The sequence below is a fragment of the Aeromicrobium erythreum genome, from assembly GCF_001509405.1.
Taxonomy (GTDB): Bacteria; Actinomycetota; Actinomycetes; order Propionibacteriales; family Nocardioidaceae; genus Aeromicrobium; species Aeromicrobium erythreum.
Genome location: NZ_CP011502.1, coordinates 2,897,200 through 2,911,637, shown reverse-complemented (window position 1 = coordinate 2,911,637; position 14,438 = coordinate 2,897,200). Strand labels below are relative to the sequence as shown.

The window sequence follows — 14,438 nt, the reverse complement described above, 5'->3', positions numbered from 1 at the left end:
GAGGGAGACGCCCATGAGCCGCAGCGCGGTGCTGTGCAGCATGCCGGCGACCGGACACGTCGGACCGCTGTCCGTGGTGGCCGGCGAGCTCGTCCGCCGCGGATGGCGGGTGAGGATGCTCACGGGAGCTGGCTACGAGGCTCCCGTGCGCGCGAGCGGAGCGGAGTTCGTGGCGCTGCCGGCCGAGGCCGACACGCTCGACTCCATCGGGGCGGGGGAGCGCACCCGTGGCCTCGCCACCATCAACCACGGCGTGGAACAGGCCTTCGTCGCCCCAGCTGCGCCGGCCGGACAGGCACTCGAGCAGATGCTCGCCGACGAGCCCGCCGACGTCGTCCTCCACGACATGACCTTCCTGGGTGTGCAGACGCTCTTCTCGCGCCCCCGTGACCAGCGTCCCGCGACCGTGCTGTGCGGGATCGGTCCGGCCGGGTTCAGCAGCGTCGACACCGCGCCCTACGGACTCGGACTCGTGCCGTGGCGACGGACGGTGCCGAACCGGCTCCGCAACCGCCTGCTGTACCGCACGTCGCGCGTGGTGCTCCGGCCCGTCCACCGCAGCCTCGACCGCTTCCTCGCCGACGTCGGCGCGCCGGGGCTCGACGGCGCCTTCTTCATGGACGTGCTCGACCGCAGCGACCTGCTCGCCCAGTTCACCGTCCCCGAGTTCGAGTACGCGCGCTCCGACGCGCCGGCAGGCCTGCGCTTCTACGGCCCGATGGTCCCGCCGGCAGCCGAGGTCGCCGACGTCGCGACACCCGCTTGGTTCGACGACCTCGACCCGCACCTCCCGCTCGTGCACGTGACCCAAGGGACGGTCGCCAACACCGACTTCACCGAGGTCGTCGGGCCGACCGTCGAGGCCCTGGCGGACCTTGACGTGCAGGTCGCCGTGACGACCGGCGGTCGCCCGACGTCCGCGCTGGACGACCTCGGCCCGCTGCCCGCGAACGTCTTCGTCGCCAGCTACCTGCCCTACGACGAGCTGCTGGCCCGCACCGACGTGCTCGTCACGAACGGTGGCTACGGCGGGCTGCACCACGCGATGCGCCACGGTGTCCCGATCGTCATCGCCGGGGACTCCGAGGACAAGGTCGAGACGTCGACCCGCGTGCAGCACGCCGGGGTCGGCATCAACCTGCGGACCGGCCGCCCGACCCCGGCCGCCGTGGGGCGTGCCGTGCGGGCGGTGCTCGACGACGGTGCGTACGCCCGCCGAGCGCACGAGGTCGGCGTCGCGATCGCCCGGTCCAGCGGGGTGGTCGGGCTGGTCGACGACGTGGAGGCGCTGGTCCAGGAGTCCTCCTACCCGCCCCTCACGAAGGAGTCATGAGATGTCGAGCCACGAGGTCGTCCGGCGTCACGTCGACGCGTTCAACGCCCGCGACGAGGCCGCCGAGCCCTGGTCCAAGGACGCGGAGATCATCGCCCCCGGTGCGTCGGCCTCGGGTCGGGAGGCCGTGCTCGCCTTCCTGCGGGTCTTCCACGACGGCTTCCCGGACGGGCGCCTCGAGCTGGTCTCCGTGCTCGGGAGCGGGTCACGCGTCGCGGCGGAGGGCCGCTTCGTCGGCACGCACACCGGCACCCTGCGCGGTGCGGGCGGCAGTCTCGCGCCGACCGGGCGCGAGGTGTCGTTCCGGTGGGCCGCCGTCTACGAGGTCGACGGCAGCCGACTGCGGTCGGAGCACCTGTACTTCGACCAGGTCGAGCTGCTGTCGCAGGTCGGCGCACTCGGCGACTGAGCTCCCGCGCCCCGCCCGCTCACGCCGCCGGGCGCCGGGACGAACTGGTGCGCTCAGCCAGCCGAGCGCTCGCGCCGGGCGAGCGTCGACGTGGCGCCACCCACGGCACACCAGACGGCGAGCACCGCCCACGGGCGCCAGAGCGCGCCGGCCGTGCCGCCGGTGAGCTGCTGCAGGATCTCGATGCCGGCCGCGTGCGGCAGTAGCGTCGTGACCTCGCGCCACACGACCGGCTGCATCCAGGTGCCCGTGCCGGCGAGGTCGGGGAGCGCCGTGAGGACGAGGAGGGTGACGGCGAGCCCCCAGCCCCACGCGTCCATCAGGTGCTCGAGCGCCTGCGACACGAGCGCGCCGGTCAGCACCAGCAGGGAGAGCGCCGGCCACCACAGGAGCACCGGTCCCGTCGCGAGCAGTGCGCCGACCAGGCCGCCGACGCCGCCAACCAGCACCGCCACTGCCCCGATCACGCGCAGACGTCGCAGGGCGCCCGGCCACGTCCGCGGCAGCCGGCCGGAGCGGACCGTGAGCACCCCCGACGTGAGGATGCCCGCGCCGACGGCCAGCACCGGGAGCCAGGTGACGGCGGCGCGTCCGCCCGCCGACAGCGACGGCCCGACCAGCTCGACCTCCACGCCCCGACCCAGCCGCGCCGACGTGACCCGGACGGCTGCCTCGACCGCCGCCCGCTGGTCCGGCGAGGCCCGCCGTGGCAGGAGCAGGACGTCGTCGGAGCGAGCGAGGTCGACCACCGCAGCGCCCACCAGCGTGCCGTCGTCGACGAGCCCACGGGCTGCTGCGGCCGACGGCGGTCGCACGACCGTGAACGGGCTGTCGGGATCGGCGGCAGCGCGGTCGGCGAGCGTCTGGCCGACCACGGCCGGCGCGACCACGCCGAGCGGCGCCTCGTGCAGGTCGTCGCCCGCGACCCAGGCGAAGACCGCGACCACGCCGGCCAGCTGCACGGCGACGGCGACCACCAGCGGCACCCAGACGCGACCCCTCACGCGCCGACTGTAGGTCACGCCAGGGCCCGCCCCGTCGCCGTGACATCGTGGTGCCGTGGGAGTGCAGCGCGTGCCGTGGCGGATCCGGGTGGCGGCCGTCACCGGGCCGGCGCTCCTGCTCATGCTGTCCCTCGTCGCCTTCTCGGGCCGGGCCGACCCGCCGTCGGCGCCGACGGTGCCCGAGGCGAGCGAGACCCGCTGCCTGCCGATCGAGCCGATCCGCTCGGTACCCGACCTGAACCGGCTCGTCACGCAGGTCCGTGGCTCGGGTGCGTTCCAGGGCGCCGACGTCGGCGCCGACGTGACCCTGCAGGACGGGCGGCGGCTCTGGCTCTTCGGCGACACCCTCCGGTCGGCCGACTTCGACGGCCAGCGCTTCGTGCGCAACTCGATGCTCGTCTTCGAGCCAGGTTGCGCACAGGTGGTGCTGCCCGCCGACCACGGCGCGCTCATCCCCGACCGGGCCGACGGCGTCGGCTACTGGCCGATGTCGGTCGCGAAGATCGAGCGGCCGGGCTACGACCTGGTGGGTGTGTCGGCGCAGCGCGTCAAGGGCGCCGACGCGCCCGACGGCCCGCTCGCGTTCGACAACCTGGGGCCCGCGGTCGCGCTGTTCGTCGTGGAGCGCGGGCGGACGCCCCAGCTGCTCGGGGTGCGCGACGTCGGCCCGGACGACGACGACCCCCGTCGTCCGACGTGGGGCGCCGCGACGGCCGTGTCCGACGGCTGGGTCTACCTCTACGGGACGGCGCGTCCCGGTCGCGGCCTGGTGTTCGGGTTCAGCCTGCACGTGGCGCGGGTGCGGCCCGACGACGTGTTGCGCCCCGACCGCTACCGCTACTGGAACGGTCGGGCGTGGACCCGCGACGCCTCCGACCTGGCCACCCTGGTCCCGGCCGAGGGCGGGGTCTCGCAGACGCTCAGCGTCTTCGAGCGAGGCGGACGCTGGTACGCGGTGAGCAAGCGCGACGAGTTCCTCGGCAAGGACCTCGTCGTGTGGTCGGCGTCGCGACCGACCGGGCCGTTCACCCCGAGCGCCCCGGTCGCCCAGATCCCCAGCGAGCCCGACGGTCGCCTGCGGTACATGCCGCTGGCCCACCCCGACCTGCTGCCCGAGCGAGGGTCGGTCGTCGTCTCCTACAGCCAGAACGACACCGACCTCGCGGAGGTCGCGCGCGACCCGTTCGTCTACCGCCCGCGGTTCCTGCGGATCCCGCTGCCGCGCTGACGTCCGCCCCGCTAGTGCTCGAGCGCGTCGAGGTCGAGGTCGGCGGGGAGCAGCCGGTGCACGAGCCACGCTGCCGCGAGCATGACGAGCCCGGCGGCGAGGCCGACCCAGCCGAACGCCTCGGCGTAGGAGGCCTGGGCGGCTGCGGCGACCGGCGTGTCGAGCGCGAGGGCGAGCGACTCGCGGGTCGCGTCGGTGGCGTCGCCGGGCAGCCCGCTGCGGTAGAGCGCGGCGACGAGGCCGCCGAGCACGCTGATGCTGATGACCGCGCCGAACTCGTAGCAGATCTCCTCGACGGCGGACGCCGAGCCGACCTGGTCGCGTGGTGCGCTGCCGATGATGAGGGCCGAGGCTAGCGCGAGCGCACCCGTCCCCACGCCGACCACGAGCAGTGCCGGGCCGACCACGACGTAGGAGAGCGGTTGCGGCGCCGCGAAGATGAGGAGCGGTCCTGCGCCGAGCAGGACCATGCCCAGCACCACCGCCCGTCGGGCGCCGATGCGGGCGGCGATCCGCGGGGCGAGCGGGGAGGCGACCAGGCCGCCGACGGCGAGCGGCAGCAGCGCGACGCCCGCCAGGAGCGGACCGTGGCCCTCCACGAGCTGGAGCCACTGCGAGCCGACGAAGAGCAGCGCCATCATGGCGATGCTGCTCGCCAGCGCGGCGACCACCCCGCCGCGGAAGATGCGACTGCGGAACAGCGAGACCGCGAGCATGGGGGCGTCCTGGCGCAGGCTGCGTCGCACGAAGAGGGCCAGCATCGTCATGCCCGCGACGACGCAGACCAGGGTGACTCCACTGAACCCGTCCTTGCCGAGCTCCTTGACGCCGTAGACCATCGTGACCATGCCGGCGACCGTGAGGACCACGCCGAACGGGTCGATGCGGCCGGGTCGCGCCGAGCGGCTCTCCGGCAGCAGCCACACGCCGAACGCGACGCCGAGGACCATGACGGGCACGTTCACGAGGAAGGCCGCGTGCCAGCTCCACGCCTGGAGCAGCGCGCCTCCGACGACCGGGCCGACGGCCGCTCCCAGGGAGGCCATCGCGGCCCAGATGCCGAGCGCGTAGGCGCGTTCGCGCGGGTCGGTGAAGAGCGTGCGGATGAGCGACAGGGTCGACGGCATGATCATGGCGCCGCCCAGGCCGAGGGCCACACGCAGCGCGATGACGGCCGATGCGTCGTCGACCCAGAGCACGGCCGTGGAGGCGACGGCGAAGATCGTGAAGCCGGTGAGCAGCATGCGCTTGCGACCGACGCGGTCGGCAAGGGCGGTGACGGGCACGAGGAGGCCGGCCAGGACGAGGGCGTACGCGTCGACGATCCACAGCTGCTGCAGAGCGCTGGCGCCGGTCTCGGCGGCCAGGTCCGGCAGCGCGACGTTGAGGATCGTCATGTCCATGACCACCACGAGGAGGCTGGCGGCGAGCACGGCCAGACCGGCCCAGCGGCGCGGGTGGTCGACGGCGGGGGTCGTGGGGGAGGGAGAGGTGGTCACGGTGTCACCGAGGCTTTCCCGAAGCCGGAGGCTTCGTGGTGGCGGAGTGCGGAGGCTTCGTGGTGGGGAGTGCGGAGCCTCAGTCGTGCTGACGGGCAGAGGCTCCGTCGAGGAAGAAGGAGGAGACGAGGGCGCCAAGGCCGCGTCGCGGCACGTCGCCGACCCGGATGGCCTCGCGCGCGGCGACGAGAAGGCCGTAGCCGGCGGTCGACAGCCAGGCGGCGCTGACGTCGTCGCGCAGCACGCCCGCCCGTTGTCCGGCGGCGAAGAGCACGACCTCGCGCCGGTGGAGGGCCTCGGCGCGGGCGGCGAGTCCCGGCTCGACGGTCAGGAAGTGGTCGGTGAGGGCGAAGCCGAAGTCGTCGGAGTCGTCGGTGAAGCGCTCGAGCAGCTGCTCGACGGTGCTCCGGATGAGGCCGCCGTCGCCGCCGGCGGCCACGTCCTCGACCGCTGCCTCGTCGAGACGCTGCTCCCAGCGGTCGAGGGAGCGAGTGCCGATCTCGAGGAGCAGCTCGTCGCGTCCGGCGAAGTAGCGGTGCAGCGTCGCGCGGCCGATGTGGGCGGCTCGGGCGATGTCGGCCATCGACGACGTGGGGTCGGCGTTGAGCTGCCGTTGGGCGACAGCCAGGATCTCGTCGGGTGTCATCGCACTCCCCGGGTCGTCGTGAGACAGTAGTGTCTCACATGAGACCACAATGTCTCACCCCGCGGGGGCGGCCGGGTGCGAGGGTCGGCCGTCCCGTGACGGTTCGTCTCGCACGGGGCGGGTACGTCGGGAGGGAGCCGGCGTGACGTCGGCTCCCTCGACCGATGGAGTCCCCGTGCCCCTCACCGCCCTCGCACTGAACTGCACCCTCAAGCCCGGCGACGCGCCGTCGAGCAGCGCCCTGATGGCGCAGCAGTACCTCGACGCCCTCGCCGAGCACGACGTCGTCGGCACCGCCGTGCGGGTCGTCGACCTCGACGTCAAGCCCGGCGTCGAGACCGACATGGGCGACGGCGACGAGTGGCCGGCGATCCGTCGGCAGCTGCTCGACGCCGACGTGATCGTCGTGGTCACACCGACGTGGGTGGGGCAGATGTCGAGCGTCGCGAACCGCGTGCTGGAGCGGCTCGACGCCGAGCTGTCCGAGACGCGCGACGACGGGAACCCGATCCTCTACGGGAAGGTCGCGCTCGTGGGGGTCGTCGGCAACGAGGACGGCGCGCACAAGATCACGGCCGACCTGTACCAGGCGCTCGACGACTGCGGCCTGACGATCCCCGCGCAGGGCGGCACGTACTGGAACGGCGAGGCCATGCACACAGTCGACTACAACGACCTCGACGAGACCCCCGAGGCCACGCTCAGCACGCTGCGCACGGCGGCCGCGAACGCCGTGCACCTCGCCCGGCTGCTCTCCCGCGAGCCGTACCCCGCCTGACCTTCTGCCGCGGTCAGCGGCGCGCGGTGGCCAGCCGGTCGATCCGCACGAGCGCCGCGGCCAGCACGGGCAGGTATGCCGGCGCCCACAGCGGGGCACCCATCGACAGCCGGCAGCCGTCGACCTCCGGACGCACGGCGTGCGTCGTCGCGGGCACACCGGCGACCGACCAGCCCCAGGCGCGCCCCGGCTCGAACGACGTGATCGCGAAGGGGAGCGAGAGACCGACGGCCGTGCGGACGTGGCCGGTGCTGCCGAGGCCGAGCGGCGCCTCGTCGTCGAGGCTCGCGTGCTGCACCGACGGGCCCCAGCGAGGCCACGCGTCGAGGTCGACGAGCAGCGACCACACGATGTCGGGCTCGGCGTCGACGTGGCGGTGCACGGTCAGCTGTCTCACGCGTCGCCCACCTCGTCCTCGTCGAGCGGCTCCGCCAGGTGCGGGTCGCCGTGGGTGACGTCGCTGACGTGCACGTGCTGGGTGACGTCGTCGGCGCCCGGTGCCGGCCCCGTCCCGAGCGTCTGGGTCAGGACGCGCCGGGTCACGGCGTGCGTCGCCTCGGTGGACTCCGGCACCGACGTCCCGTAGCGCGCCACGAGCTCCACGTGCACGGCGTGCAGGCGGCCGCGGTCGCGGACGTCGAGCCGGATGCGTCGCACGGCCGCGTCGGCGACCGCGTCGGCGAGTGCCGAGCGCAGCAGCGCCACGAGCGCGACCGAGGAGACCTGCAGCAGCGGGTCGGCGGTCTCGATCGTGGTCGCACGACGGGGAGCGGCGAGGGCCCGGGCGAGGACGCGGCCGGCCGCCTGCGCGACCTGCGGGCTCGCCGGTTGGTCGCGGAGCTGGTCGGTCGCCACGTCGAGGGCACGCTCGCCGCTCGAGCGGTCGAGGTCGGGCACGTCGGGGTTCGTCATCGCCACTGCTCCATCCGGATCGCGAGACTTCGTCGGGCGCGGTGCAGCTGTCCGCGGACCACGGTCGGAGTCGTGTCGAGCACCTGGGCGATCTCCGCGTAGGAGAAGCCCTCCAGCTCACGGAGGGTCCATGCCGCGCGCTGGGTCCACGGTAGCTCCCCGAGGGCCAGGTCCAGCGTGCGCCAGAGGTCGCCGAGCTCAGCCTCCTGCTCGGGGTCGAGGCGACGCGCGGCGCCGAGCCGGTCGGCGTCGTCGCGGCCGAGGGGCTCGAGGATGCGGTCGTCGACCGCCAGGGGGCGGGTGCGACGGCGGCGCCGGTAGACCTCGCGCTGCACGATCGTGAACATCCACGTCTGCACCTTCGAGCGGCCCTCGAAGTCCGGCAGCGCGCGCCACGCGGTGATCCACGCGTCCTGCACGGCGTCCTCCGCGGACCGCTCGTCGCCGTCGAGCAGACGGGTCGCGTAGCGCAGCGTCGCGGGGAAGAGGCGGGCGAAGAGCTCCTCGAACGCCGCCCGGTCGCCGAGGCCGGCGCGGCGGGCGAGGGCGTTGTCGGACGGACGGGCGCTCCCGTCGTCGGTGCCCGGCACCCGCTCGTCGTCCGTCCCCCTGGTCATCGCTCCGACCGTCCCACCGCGTGGGGAGGGGCGCACCTCGAACGGACTCACACCGTGACGTCGGTCACATCACCGTGACGTTCGGCGTGCGGGGTGACTCTCACGGTTGTTCGATCGATCCACCCCACCACACAGAACAGGACTGATGACGTGAGCGAGAAGGCCGTCGCCAAGACCACCACCTCCAGCGACCTGGACAGCACGCAGGGTCGTACCTCCATCGCCGACACCGTCGTGTCGAAGATCGCCGGCATCGCGACCCGCGAGGTCTCCGGCGTGTACGCGCTGGGTGGCAACACCGCCCGCGCCGTCGGCGCCATCCGTGAGCGCATCCCGGGCTCCTCCACCAACCACTCGCAGGGCATCTCCGTCGAGGTGGGCGAGAAGGAGGCCGCCATCGACATCCAGCTCGTCGCGGAGTACGGCGTCTCCATCGCCGACCTCGCCAACGGCATCCGCACCAACGTGATCAACGCGGTCGAGCGCATGGTCGGCCTCAACGTCGTCGAGGTCAACATCGAGGTGCAGGACATCCACATCGAGTCCGACGAGGGCGCCGACGACACCGCCGGCGAGCCGCGCGTCCAGTGACCACCCCGGCCGACACGCCCGAGCCCGCCGACACCGGAGCGACGGTGGCCGAGCAGGTGGCGTCCGCGACCCTGGGCGTGCCCGGGGTCGCGGGGCTGCACGCCGGCTCGTTCGGCGAGGTGGCGACCTACCTGCCCGGTCGTCGCGTCACCGGGGTCCGGCTGCGCGACGGCGACACCGAGGTGCACGTCGTCGCGACGATGGGCACCCGGCTGCGCGACCTGGCCGACGCCGTTCGCTCGGTCGTGTCGCCGCTCGTCGACACACCCGTGCGCGTGGTCGTCGAGGACGTCGTCCCGGACGGCACGACCGCGTCGTGAGCGGCAGCACCGGGGCGCGACCGACCGGACACCGTTTCGCGGGTCCGGCCGACGCCGCACTGCGCGAGCAGTGGCGTCGCGACCGTCGCGCCCTGGTGCGTCGCCATCACCCCGACGCCGGAGGTGACGCCGAGCAGCTGCAGGTCCGGCTGGCGGCGCTCGACCGGCGCTACGCGTTCCTCGAACGGTCGGGCCCCGAAGCTCTGGCCCCGAGCCGTCCGACCCGAGGCCCCTGCCTCGAGTGCTCCACACCCTCCGGGCGGCCCTGCGCCGCCCGACGCGGCGGCTGCGTCGCCGCCGCTACATCGACCTCTGACCCCTCGCACGACCCCCATCCCGGCACCAAGGAGACACCCCATGACCACCTCCACCGTCGGCCTCATCGCCGGCCTCCTGCTCGCCATCGCCATCGCGACCGGCGGCTTCCTCGGCTTCCTGCTCGCCCTCGTCCTGGGCGGCGCGGGCTACCTCGTCGGCGGCCACGTCGACGGGGAGGTCGACCTCTCCGGCCTGCTCGGACGGCGCGACCGTGGCTGACACGGCCACCCTCGCCCCCGTCGCGCAGGAGCGGGCACCGCTGCCCGCCCCCGAGGACCGCGGCCGCACGACCATCGCCGACGGCGTCGTGAGCCGGGTCGCGTCGATCGCGGCCTCGGAGATCGAGGCCGTCGTCGACACCCGCAAGGGCTGGACCAAGCTCGTCCGCAAGGGCCTGCCGCACGCCGAGGCCACGGTCGCCGGCGAGACGTCGTCGATCACGGTCGAGGTCGCGGCGACCTGGCCGACGCCGCTCGCCCCGCTCGTCGAGCGGGTCCGCGCGCACGTCACCGAGCGCGTCGACACCCTCGTCGGCGTCACCGTGAGCCGTGTCGACGTCACGGTCGCCGACGTCGTGCACCTCGACGCCCCCGCCCGCCGCGTCGTCTGACCTCTCCCACCCGACCGAAGGACCCCGCATGACCTCCGAGACCTCCTCCCCGACGGGTACCCGCCCGCTCGCGGCGGCGAAGTCGCCCGCCGGCACAGGCGCGTCGCCCCTCGTCGCCCAGCTGATCGCCCTCGCGCTCGTCGGCCTGGCCGTCGTCGCGGTCCAGCACCTGCTCGTGCAGCTCGGCTCGGTGTCGGGCAGCTCGTGGCTGCTGACGGTCGTCGACGCGGCCGACGGGATCGACGGTCGCACCTCCGCGGTGCTCGCCGGCGCGGTCGTCGCGCTCGTCGTCGCCGTGCTGCTGCTGCCGGTGGCGCTCAAGCCCCGACCGCGCCGCACCCTGGCGCTGCGCGCCAGCAGCGGCGTGCACCTGCGTCGCCAGGACCTCGTGCGGGTCGTCCGCGCCGCGATCGACGGCACCGACGGCGTCACCGACGCCGACGTCTCGGTCCGGCGCCGTCGCGTGAAGGTCGTGGCGCGGTCCGTCGCCACCAGCGACCGCGAGAGCGAGCTCGAGGGCGCCGTCCGTGCCCGCGCGGAGCGCGTCTGCTCCGCCGTCGACCCCGCCCCGCGGGTCGACGTCACCATCCGACCCGAGAAGGGCTGAGCACCATGGTCAGTCGCACCACGCTCCTCATCGACCGGCTCGCCACCCTCGTGCTCGTCGCGCTGCTGGCCGCCGCTGGGCTCGCCGGCCTGTGGTGGTGGTCCGGCCGCGAGGTCTCCGGCAGCACGCTCCCCGCGACCAGCAGCACCACGCGCATCGCCGACGCGCTCGAGAACCCCGCCGTGGCGTGGGGGGCGGCGGCCGTCGCGGTCGTCGTCGCGCTCGTGGCGCTGCGCTGGATCCTCGCCCACCTGACCCGCCCCACCGTCTCGCGGCTCCGGCTGGAGGGCAGCGGCGACGACGGACGCAGCGAGGCTCTGGCCGGCAAGGTGCTCTCCGCCGCCGCCGACGCGTTCGCCGCGACGGAGGGTGTGCGCTCCGCACGCGGGTCCGTCGTCCGCGACCGCGGCGAGCTCGTGGCCCGGATCGACGCCACCATCGAGCCGGAGGCCGACCTGACGCACGTGGCGCAGCGCGCCGACGAGGTGTCGGCGCAGCTGCACGACGTGCTCGGTCGCGACGACCTGCGCGCTGCCGTCCGACTCCGGGTCGCGGCCCGCGGACGCAGCCTGTCACGCGTGCACTGAGCGCTCAGCCCTCCAGGGTGCAGGGCATCGACGGCGCCGTCGCAGGTGCCGCACGGGCTGCGCGCAGGTCGTGGGCGACGCCGCGCGGCGTCCGTCCCTCGGTCCGGGCCGAGGTCAGCACCGGCTCGACGACCGTGCGGACGACGCGGTCGGTCGCGGCGTCCAGGCGGGTGACGAGGTCGAGGTCCTCGTGGGCCGGCACGGCCGCGAAGCCGCCGACCTGCAGGTAGAGGCTGCCGCGGACCGCCAGGTTGGCGCCGTGGACATGGACGTGCGGGGTCCTGCTCAGCCCGCCCAGGTAGCGCCGCCACCACGTCGTGTGGTGGTCCAACTCCGCGTCGTCGAGACGGATCGTCCCGACCACCGCGTCCGCGCCGTCGGCCGCCAGGGCGAGGTGGTGGGCCAGCCAGCCCGGCGGCACCACGGAGTCGGCGTCGGTCGTCGCCAGCCACGTGCGGGCGGCGTCGCGGCCCTCGAGCAGCCTCGACGCCCCCGCGGCGCGGGCAGCGCCCACCCCGGGCAGCGGGAGCTCGACGACGATGGCACCCGCGGCCCGTGCGACGTCGGCGCTGCGGTCCCGCGTCGCGTTGACCGCCACGACGATCTCCACGGGGACGGCGACCGCGCCGGCGGCCCGGTCCAGCGCGGCCAGGCACCGCGCCAACGAGTCCTCCTCGTCGCGCGCCGGGACGACCACCCCCACGCCGTCGACCCCCACGCCGTCGACTTCCGGGTCACGCACGTTCGAGCACCTCGAGCCGGACGTCGTCGTCGAGGTAGCCGGACACCGGGCGCAGCGCCGAGGTATGCAGGTCGACGTGCGCCTCGTCGGGCACCGACGCCGCCTCGGTGAAGGAGTGGCGCCAGTGGACGGCGACGACGTGGCCGTCGGGACGCAGGCTGGCGACGGTCAGCTCCGCGCACCGGGCGCGCTGCTCGGCGGTCAGGAAGTAGAGCACCTCCGACAGGACGACGAGGTCGAAGGTCCCGGCGGGCCAGTCGTCGGGGATCGTGCCGCGCCGCACGCTCACCCCGGCAAGGTCGCGCCCGCGCACCCGCTCCAGCGCCGCCTCGACCGGGTCGAGCGCGACGAGCTCGTCGCACCGCTCGGCCAGCAGGGCGGTGATCTGGCCGCGTGCGCACGCAGGCTCGAAGGCGCGGGCGTAGCGAGGGCGGGGCAGGCTCGCGAGCGTCAGGGCACGCTTGCGCTCCTCGTACGGGGCGGTGTCGAGCCGCCAGGGGTCCGGGTCGGTCCGGTAGAGGTCCTCGAAGTAGGCCGGGTCGGTCACGTGAGCACCACCTCCGGGGCCGTGAGCGCGTGCTCGAGCAGCGCCGGCGTGACGACGACCTGGTCGGCGGGATGGTCCGACCACGGCTCCAGCTGCGACCGGAAGGCGCGCAGGGCGGCTGCCTTCTGCTGCGCCGCACCGGCCGACGAGGGCAGCAGGGCGGCACCCTGCAGCCAGTCCGGGCCGACGTCGGGCGTGCTGCGCGTCCACCGCCAGACCGGGTAGCGCCACAGCGTCGTCCCCGCAGGGACCAGCTCGCGTGCCACCGCACCCAGCACGTCGTGGTCGCCGTGGCCGTCGTGCTCGTACGGCGCGAGCACGACGGCCGCGTCCTGCAGCAGCGGCTGCAGGAGGCGGGTGAGCGGCTCGCGGTCGTCGGGCAGGGCGGCGTCGCGCAGCCCGAGGTGGGTCGTGCGCACGTGCGGGTGTCCCAGGACCGCGAATGCCTCGGCCAGCTCCCGGCGCCGCACGGTGCGCAGCTGGTCCGGCGTGACGGTCGGGCTCCCGGGGTGCGACTGCTCGCCGTCGGTCGCGACGACGAGGTGCAGGCGGCGGCCGACCTGTCCGGCGAGCCACGCCCCGACGCCGAGGACCTCGTCGTCCGGGTGCGCCGAGAGCACGACGACGGGACCGCCCGGGTCGTCGACCGTGGGCAGCGCCGCCTCGCGCAGGGTGGCGTCCCAGCGGACTGGTGACGCGGGGGACGTCATGGCGCCCCGAGCGAGCCGAGCCGGGCGAGGTCTCGCTCGGCGTGGTGCTGACGCACGAAGACCTGCAGGTCGGCGACGTGCTGCGCGTGCGCCGCGTCGAACGCCAGGGGTCCCGGACCGGTCGCGCGCCCCACGTGGGCGACGACGTCGTCGACGGCGCGGGCCGCCGCGGCGCGCACGACGAGGGCGCGGTGCTCGTCGCGACGTCCTGGCTCGGCGTCGAACGCCGTCGCCGCCTCCGCGAGGAGGGCGCTCACGCCGGCAAGCGCCACGCGGACCTCGCCCCGGTGGGTCAGGCCGTGCTCGTCGAGCCGTGACGACCGCTCGAGCGTCTCGGCGACGCGGTCGGCACCCCCGGCCCAGACCGCGGCGACGCCGACGGCGCCGTGCCAGAAGCCGGGGCGGTCCACGTAGGCGCCCGGCTCGCCGACCGGCTCGGCCTCGACGTCGTCGAGCCGCAGCGTCACGGTGCGGGCCCGCGCCATCCCCGGGCCCACCCACGCAGGGCCGTCCGGGTCGGGGGAGAGGCCGGGCTGGTCGAGGTCGACCGCGAACAGCCTCGGGCGCCCGTCGTCGTCCGCGGTCACGAGGACGTGCGTCACGAGGTCGGCGCCGGAGCAGAAGGCCTTGCGACCCTGCAGCCGCCAGCGTGGACCGTCCGCGACGGCTCGCACCTGGGCGAACGGCGGCTCCGCGGCCCAGACGGCCCACACGCCGTCGGGGTCCGCGGCGTGGTCGAGCTCCGCGGCGATCGCGAGCGCGTCGTGGTGCGGCTCGACGAGCTTGGCCAGGGCGAGGTCCTCGCGGCCCAGCCCACGCAGGGCGTCGAACCGTTCCTGCGTCCGACCGGACCCAGGCAGCGGCAGCGACTCGCGGGTCCGCTCGCGCAGCACGTCGGCCGTGAGGTGCATCGCCGTCCTCGGGTCGGGCGTCGCGACCGGGTGGCCGCCGGGGGGCCCGTACCCCGTCGCGACCTCGCC

Annotated in this window: 20 protein-coding genes; 10 read left to right on the top strand and 10 right to left on the bottom strand. The window is 74.8% G+C overall.

All coding sequences use genetic code 11. The features are described 5' to 3' along the window. The first annotated feature begins 13 nt into the window (after positions 1-13). Together Aeryth_RS13875 and Aeryth_RS13870 are read left to right on the top strand one after the other, a co-directional pair. Positions 14-1,333, top strand: a complete 1,320-nt coding sequence (locus Aeryth_RS13875; protein ID WP_067859928.1) for a glycosyltransferase — start codon at positions 14-16, stop codon at positions 1,331-1,333. 1 nt (position 1,334) lies between these two features. After that, complete coding sequence (locus Aeryth_RS13870; RefSeq protein ID WP_067859925.1) at positions 1,335-1,742, top strand: ester cyclase; 408 nt, start codon at positions 1,335-1,337, stop codon at positions 1,740-1,742. Between the two features lie 53 nt (positions 1,743-1,795). On the opposite strand, the gene Aeryth_RS13865 is transcribed toward Aeryth_RS13870, so the two are convergent. Then, complete coding sequence (locus tag Aeryth_RS13865) at positions 1,796-2,746, bottom strand: hypothetical protein (RefSeq protein WP_144433796.1); 951 nt, start codon at positions 2,744-2,746, stop codon at positions 1,796-1,798. 55 nt (positions 2,747-2,801) lie between these two features. On the opposite strand from Aeryth_RS13865, the gene Aeryth_RS13860 reads away from it, so the two are divergent. Further along, positions 2,802-3,974, top strand: a complete 1,173-nt coding sequence (locus tag Aeryth_RS13860; RefSeq protein ID WP_144433795.1) for a DUF4185 domain-containing protein — start codon at positions 2,802-2,804, stop codon at positions 3,972-3,974. 11 nt (positions 3,975-3,985) lie between these two features. Here Aeryth_RS13860 and Aeryth_RS13855 read toward each other — a convergent pair whose 3' ends face one another. Together Aeryth_RS13855 and Aeryth_RS13850 are read right to left on the bottom strand one after the other, a co-directional pair. After that, positions 3,986-5,473, bottom strand: coding sequence for an MFS transporter (locus tag Aeryth_RS13855; RefSeq protein ID WP_067859917.1), 1,488 nt, complete (start codon positions 5,471-5,473; stop codon positions 3,986-3,988). Positions 5,474-5,552: 79 nt separating this feature from the next. Then, positions 5,553-6,119 carry a TetR/AcrR family transcriptional regulator gene (locus Aeryth_RS13850; protein ID WP_067859913.1) on the bottom strand — a complete coding sequence of 189 codons (567 nt, stop codon included), beginning with the start codon at positions 6,117-6,119 and terminating at the stop codon, positions 5,553-5,555. Positions 6,120-6,294: 175 nt separating this feature from the next. Between Aeryth_RS13850 and Aeryth_RS13845 the strand changes: the two genes are divergently transcribed. After that, entirely contained in the window at positions 6,295-6,897 is a 603-nt protein-coding gene (locus Aeryth_RS13845) for a flavodoxin family protein (RefSeq protein ID WP_067859910.1), read from the top strand. 13 nt (positions 6,898-6,910) lie between these two features. On the opposite strand, the gene Aeryth_RS13840 is transcribed toward Aeryth_RS13845, so the two are convergent. Genes Aeryth_RS13840 through Aeryth_RS13830 form a run of 3 tightly spaced genes read right to left on the bottom strand, consistent with a single transcriptional unit; the run spans position 6,911 to position 8,426 of the window. Further along, on the bottom strand, positions 6,911-7,294 hold the full coding sequence (locus tag Aeryth_RS13840; protein ID WP_067859908.1) for an SRPBCC family protein: 384 nt from the start codon (positions 7,292-7,294) through the stop codon (positions 6,911-6,913). Beyond that, positions 7,291-7,809 carry a hypothetical protein gene (locus tag Aeryth_RS13835; RefSeq protein ID WP_144433794.1) on the bottom strand — a complete coding sequence of 173 codons (519 nt, stop codon included), beginning with the start codon at positions 7,807-7,809 and terminating at the stop codon, positions 7,291-7,293. The genes Aeryth_RS13840 and Aeryth_RS13835 overlap by 4 nt, the downstream gene beginning before the upstream one ends. Next, positions 7,806-8,426: an RNA polymerase sigma factor gene (locus tag Aeryth_RS13830; protein WP_067859903.1), complete on the bottom strand. Its 621-nt coding sequence runs from the start codon at positions 8,424-8,426 to the stop codon at positions 7,806-7,808. Before Aeryth_RS13830 ends, Aeryth_RS13835 begins: the two co-directional genes overlap by 4 nt. 150 nt (positions 8,427-8,576) lie before the next feature. Between Aeryth_RS13830 and Aeryth_RS13825 the strand changes: the two genes are divergently transcribed. The 6 genes from Aeryth_RS13825 (at position 8,577) to Aeryth_RS13800 (ending at position 11,459) form a co-directional block, all read left to right on the top strand. Next, complete coding sequence (locus Aeryth_RS13825) at positions 8,577-9,017, top strand: Asp23/Gls24 family envelope stress response protein (protein ID WP_067859900.1); 441 nt, start codon at positions 8,577-8,579, stop codon at positions 9,015-9,017. Next, positions 9,014-9,337 carry an Asp23/Gls24 family envelope stress response protein gene (locus tag Aeryth_RS13820; RefSeq protein ID WP_067859897.1) on the top strand — a complete coding sequence of 108 codons (324 nt, stop codon included), beginning with the start codon at positions 9,014-9,016 and terminating at the stop codon, positions 9,335-9,337. Before Aeryth_RS13825 ends, Aeryth_RS13820 begins: the two co-directional genes overlap by 4 nt. Before the next feature lie 357 nt (positions 9,338-9,694). Then, positions 9,695-9,874, top strand: coding sequence for a DUF2273 domain-containing protein (locus Aeryth_RS13815; protein ID WP_067859894.1), 180 nt, complete (start codon positions 9,695-9,697; stop codon positions 9,872-9,874). After that, positions 9,867-10,265: an Asp23/Gls24 family envelope stress response protein gene (locus Aeryth_RS13810; protein WP_067859891.1), complete on the top strand. Its 399-nt coding sequence runs from the start codon at positions 9,867-9,869 to the stop codon at positions 10,263-10,265. Before Aeryth_RS13815 ends, Aeryth_RS13810 begins: the two co-directional genes overlap by 8 nt. A gap of 28 nt (positions 10,266-10,293) precedes the next feature. After that, a complete protein-coding gene (locus Aeryth_RS13805) occupies positions 10,294-10,872 on the top strand; it encodes a DUF6286 domain-containing protein (RefSeq protein ID WP_067859888.1) in 579 nt (192 codons plus the stop codon). A 5-nt stretch (positions 10,873-10,877) separates the two neighbouring features. Further along, on the top strand, positions 10,878-11,459 hold the full coding sequence (locus tag Aeryth_RS13800; RefSeq protein WP_067859886.1) for a hypothetical protein: 582 nt from the start codon (positions 10,878-10,880) through the stop codon (positions 11,457-11,459). Positions 11,460-11,463: 4 nt separating this feature from the next. Here the strand turns inward: Aeryth_RS13800 and Aeryth_RS13795 are convergent, their stop codons facing one another. From Aeryth_RS13795 to Aeryth_RS13780, 4 genes are read right to left on the bottom strand one after another with little or no spacing between them, the layout of a single operon-like run. Beyond that, a complete protein-coding gene (locus Aeryth_RS13795; protein WP_067859883.1) occupies positions 11,464-12,201 on the bottom strand; it encodes a glycosyltransferase in 738 nt (245 codons plus the stop codon). After that, a complete protein-coding gene (locus Aeryth_RS13790; protein ID WP_067859881.1) occupies positions 12,194-12,748 on the bottom strand; it encodes an SAM-dependent methyltransferase in 555 nt (184 codons plus the stop codon). The genes Aeryth_RS13795 and Aeryth_RS13790 overlap by 8 nt, the downstream gene beginning before the upstream one ends. Further along, on the bottom strand, positions 12,745-13,458 hold the full coding sequence (locus tag Aeryth_RS13785) for a PIG-L deacetylase family protein (protein WP_067859878.1): 714 nt from the start codon (positions 13,456-13,458) through the stop codon (positions 12,745-12,747). Before Aeryth_RS13785 ends, Aeryth_RS13790 begins: the two co-directional genes overlap by 4 nt. Continuing rightward, a complete protein-coding gene (locus Aeryth_RS13780; RefSeq protein ID WP_067859874.1) occupies positions 13,455-14,369 on the bottom strand; it encodes an acyl-CoA dehydrogenase family protein in 915 nt (304 codons plus the stop codon). Before Aeryth_RS13780 ends, Aeryth_RS13785 begins: the two co-directional genes overlap by 4 nt. Positions 14,370-14,438: the final 69 nt, after the last annotated feature.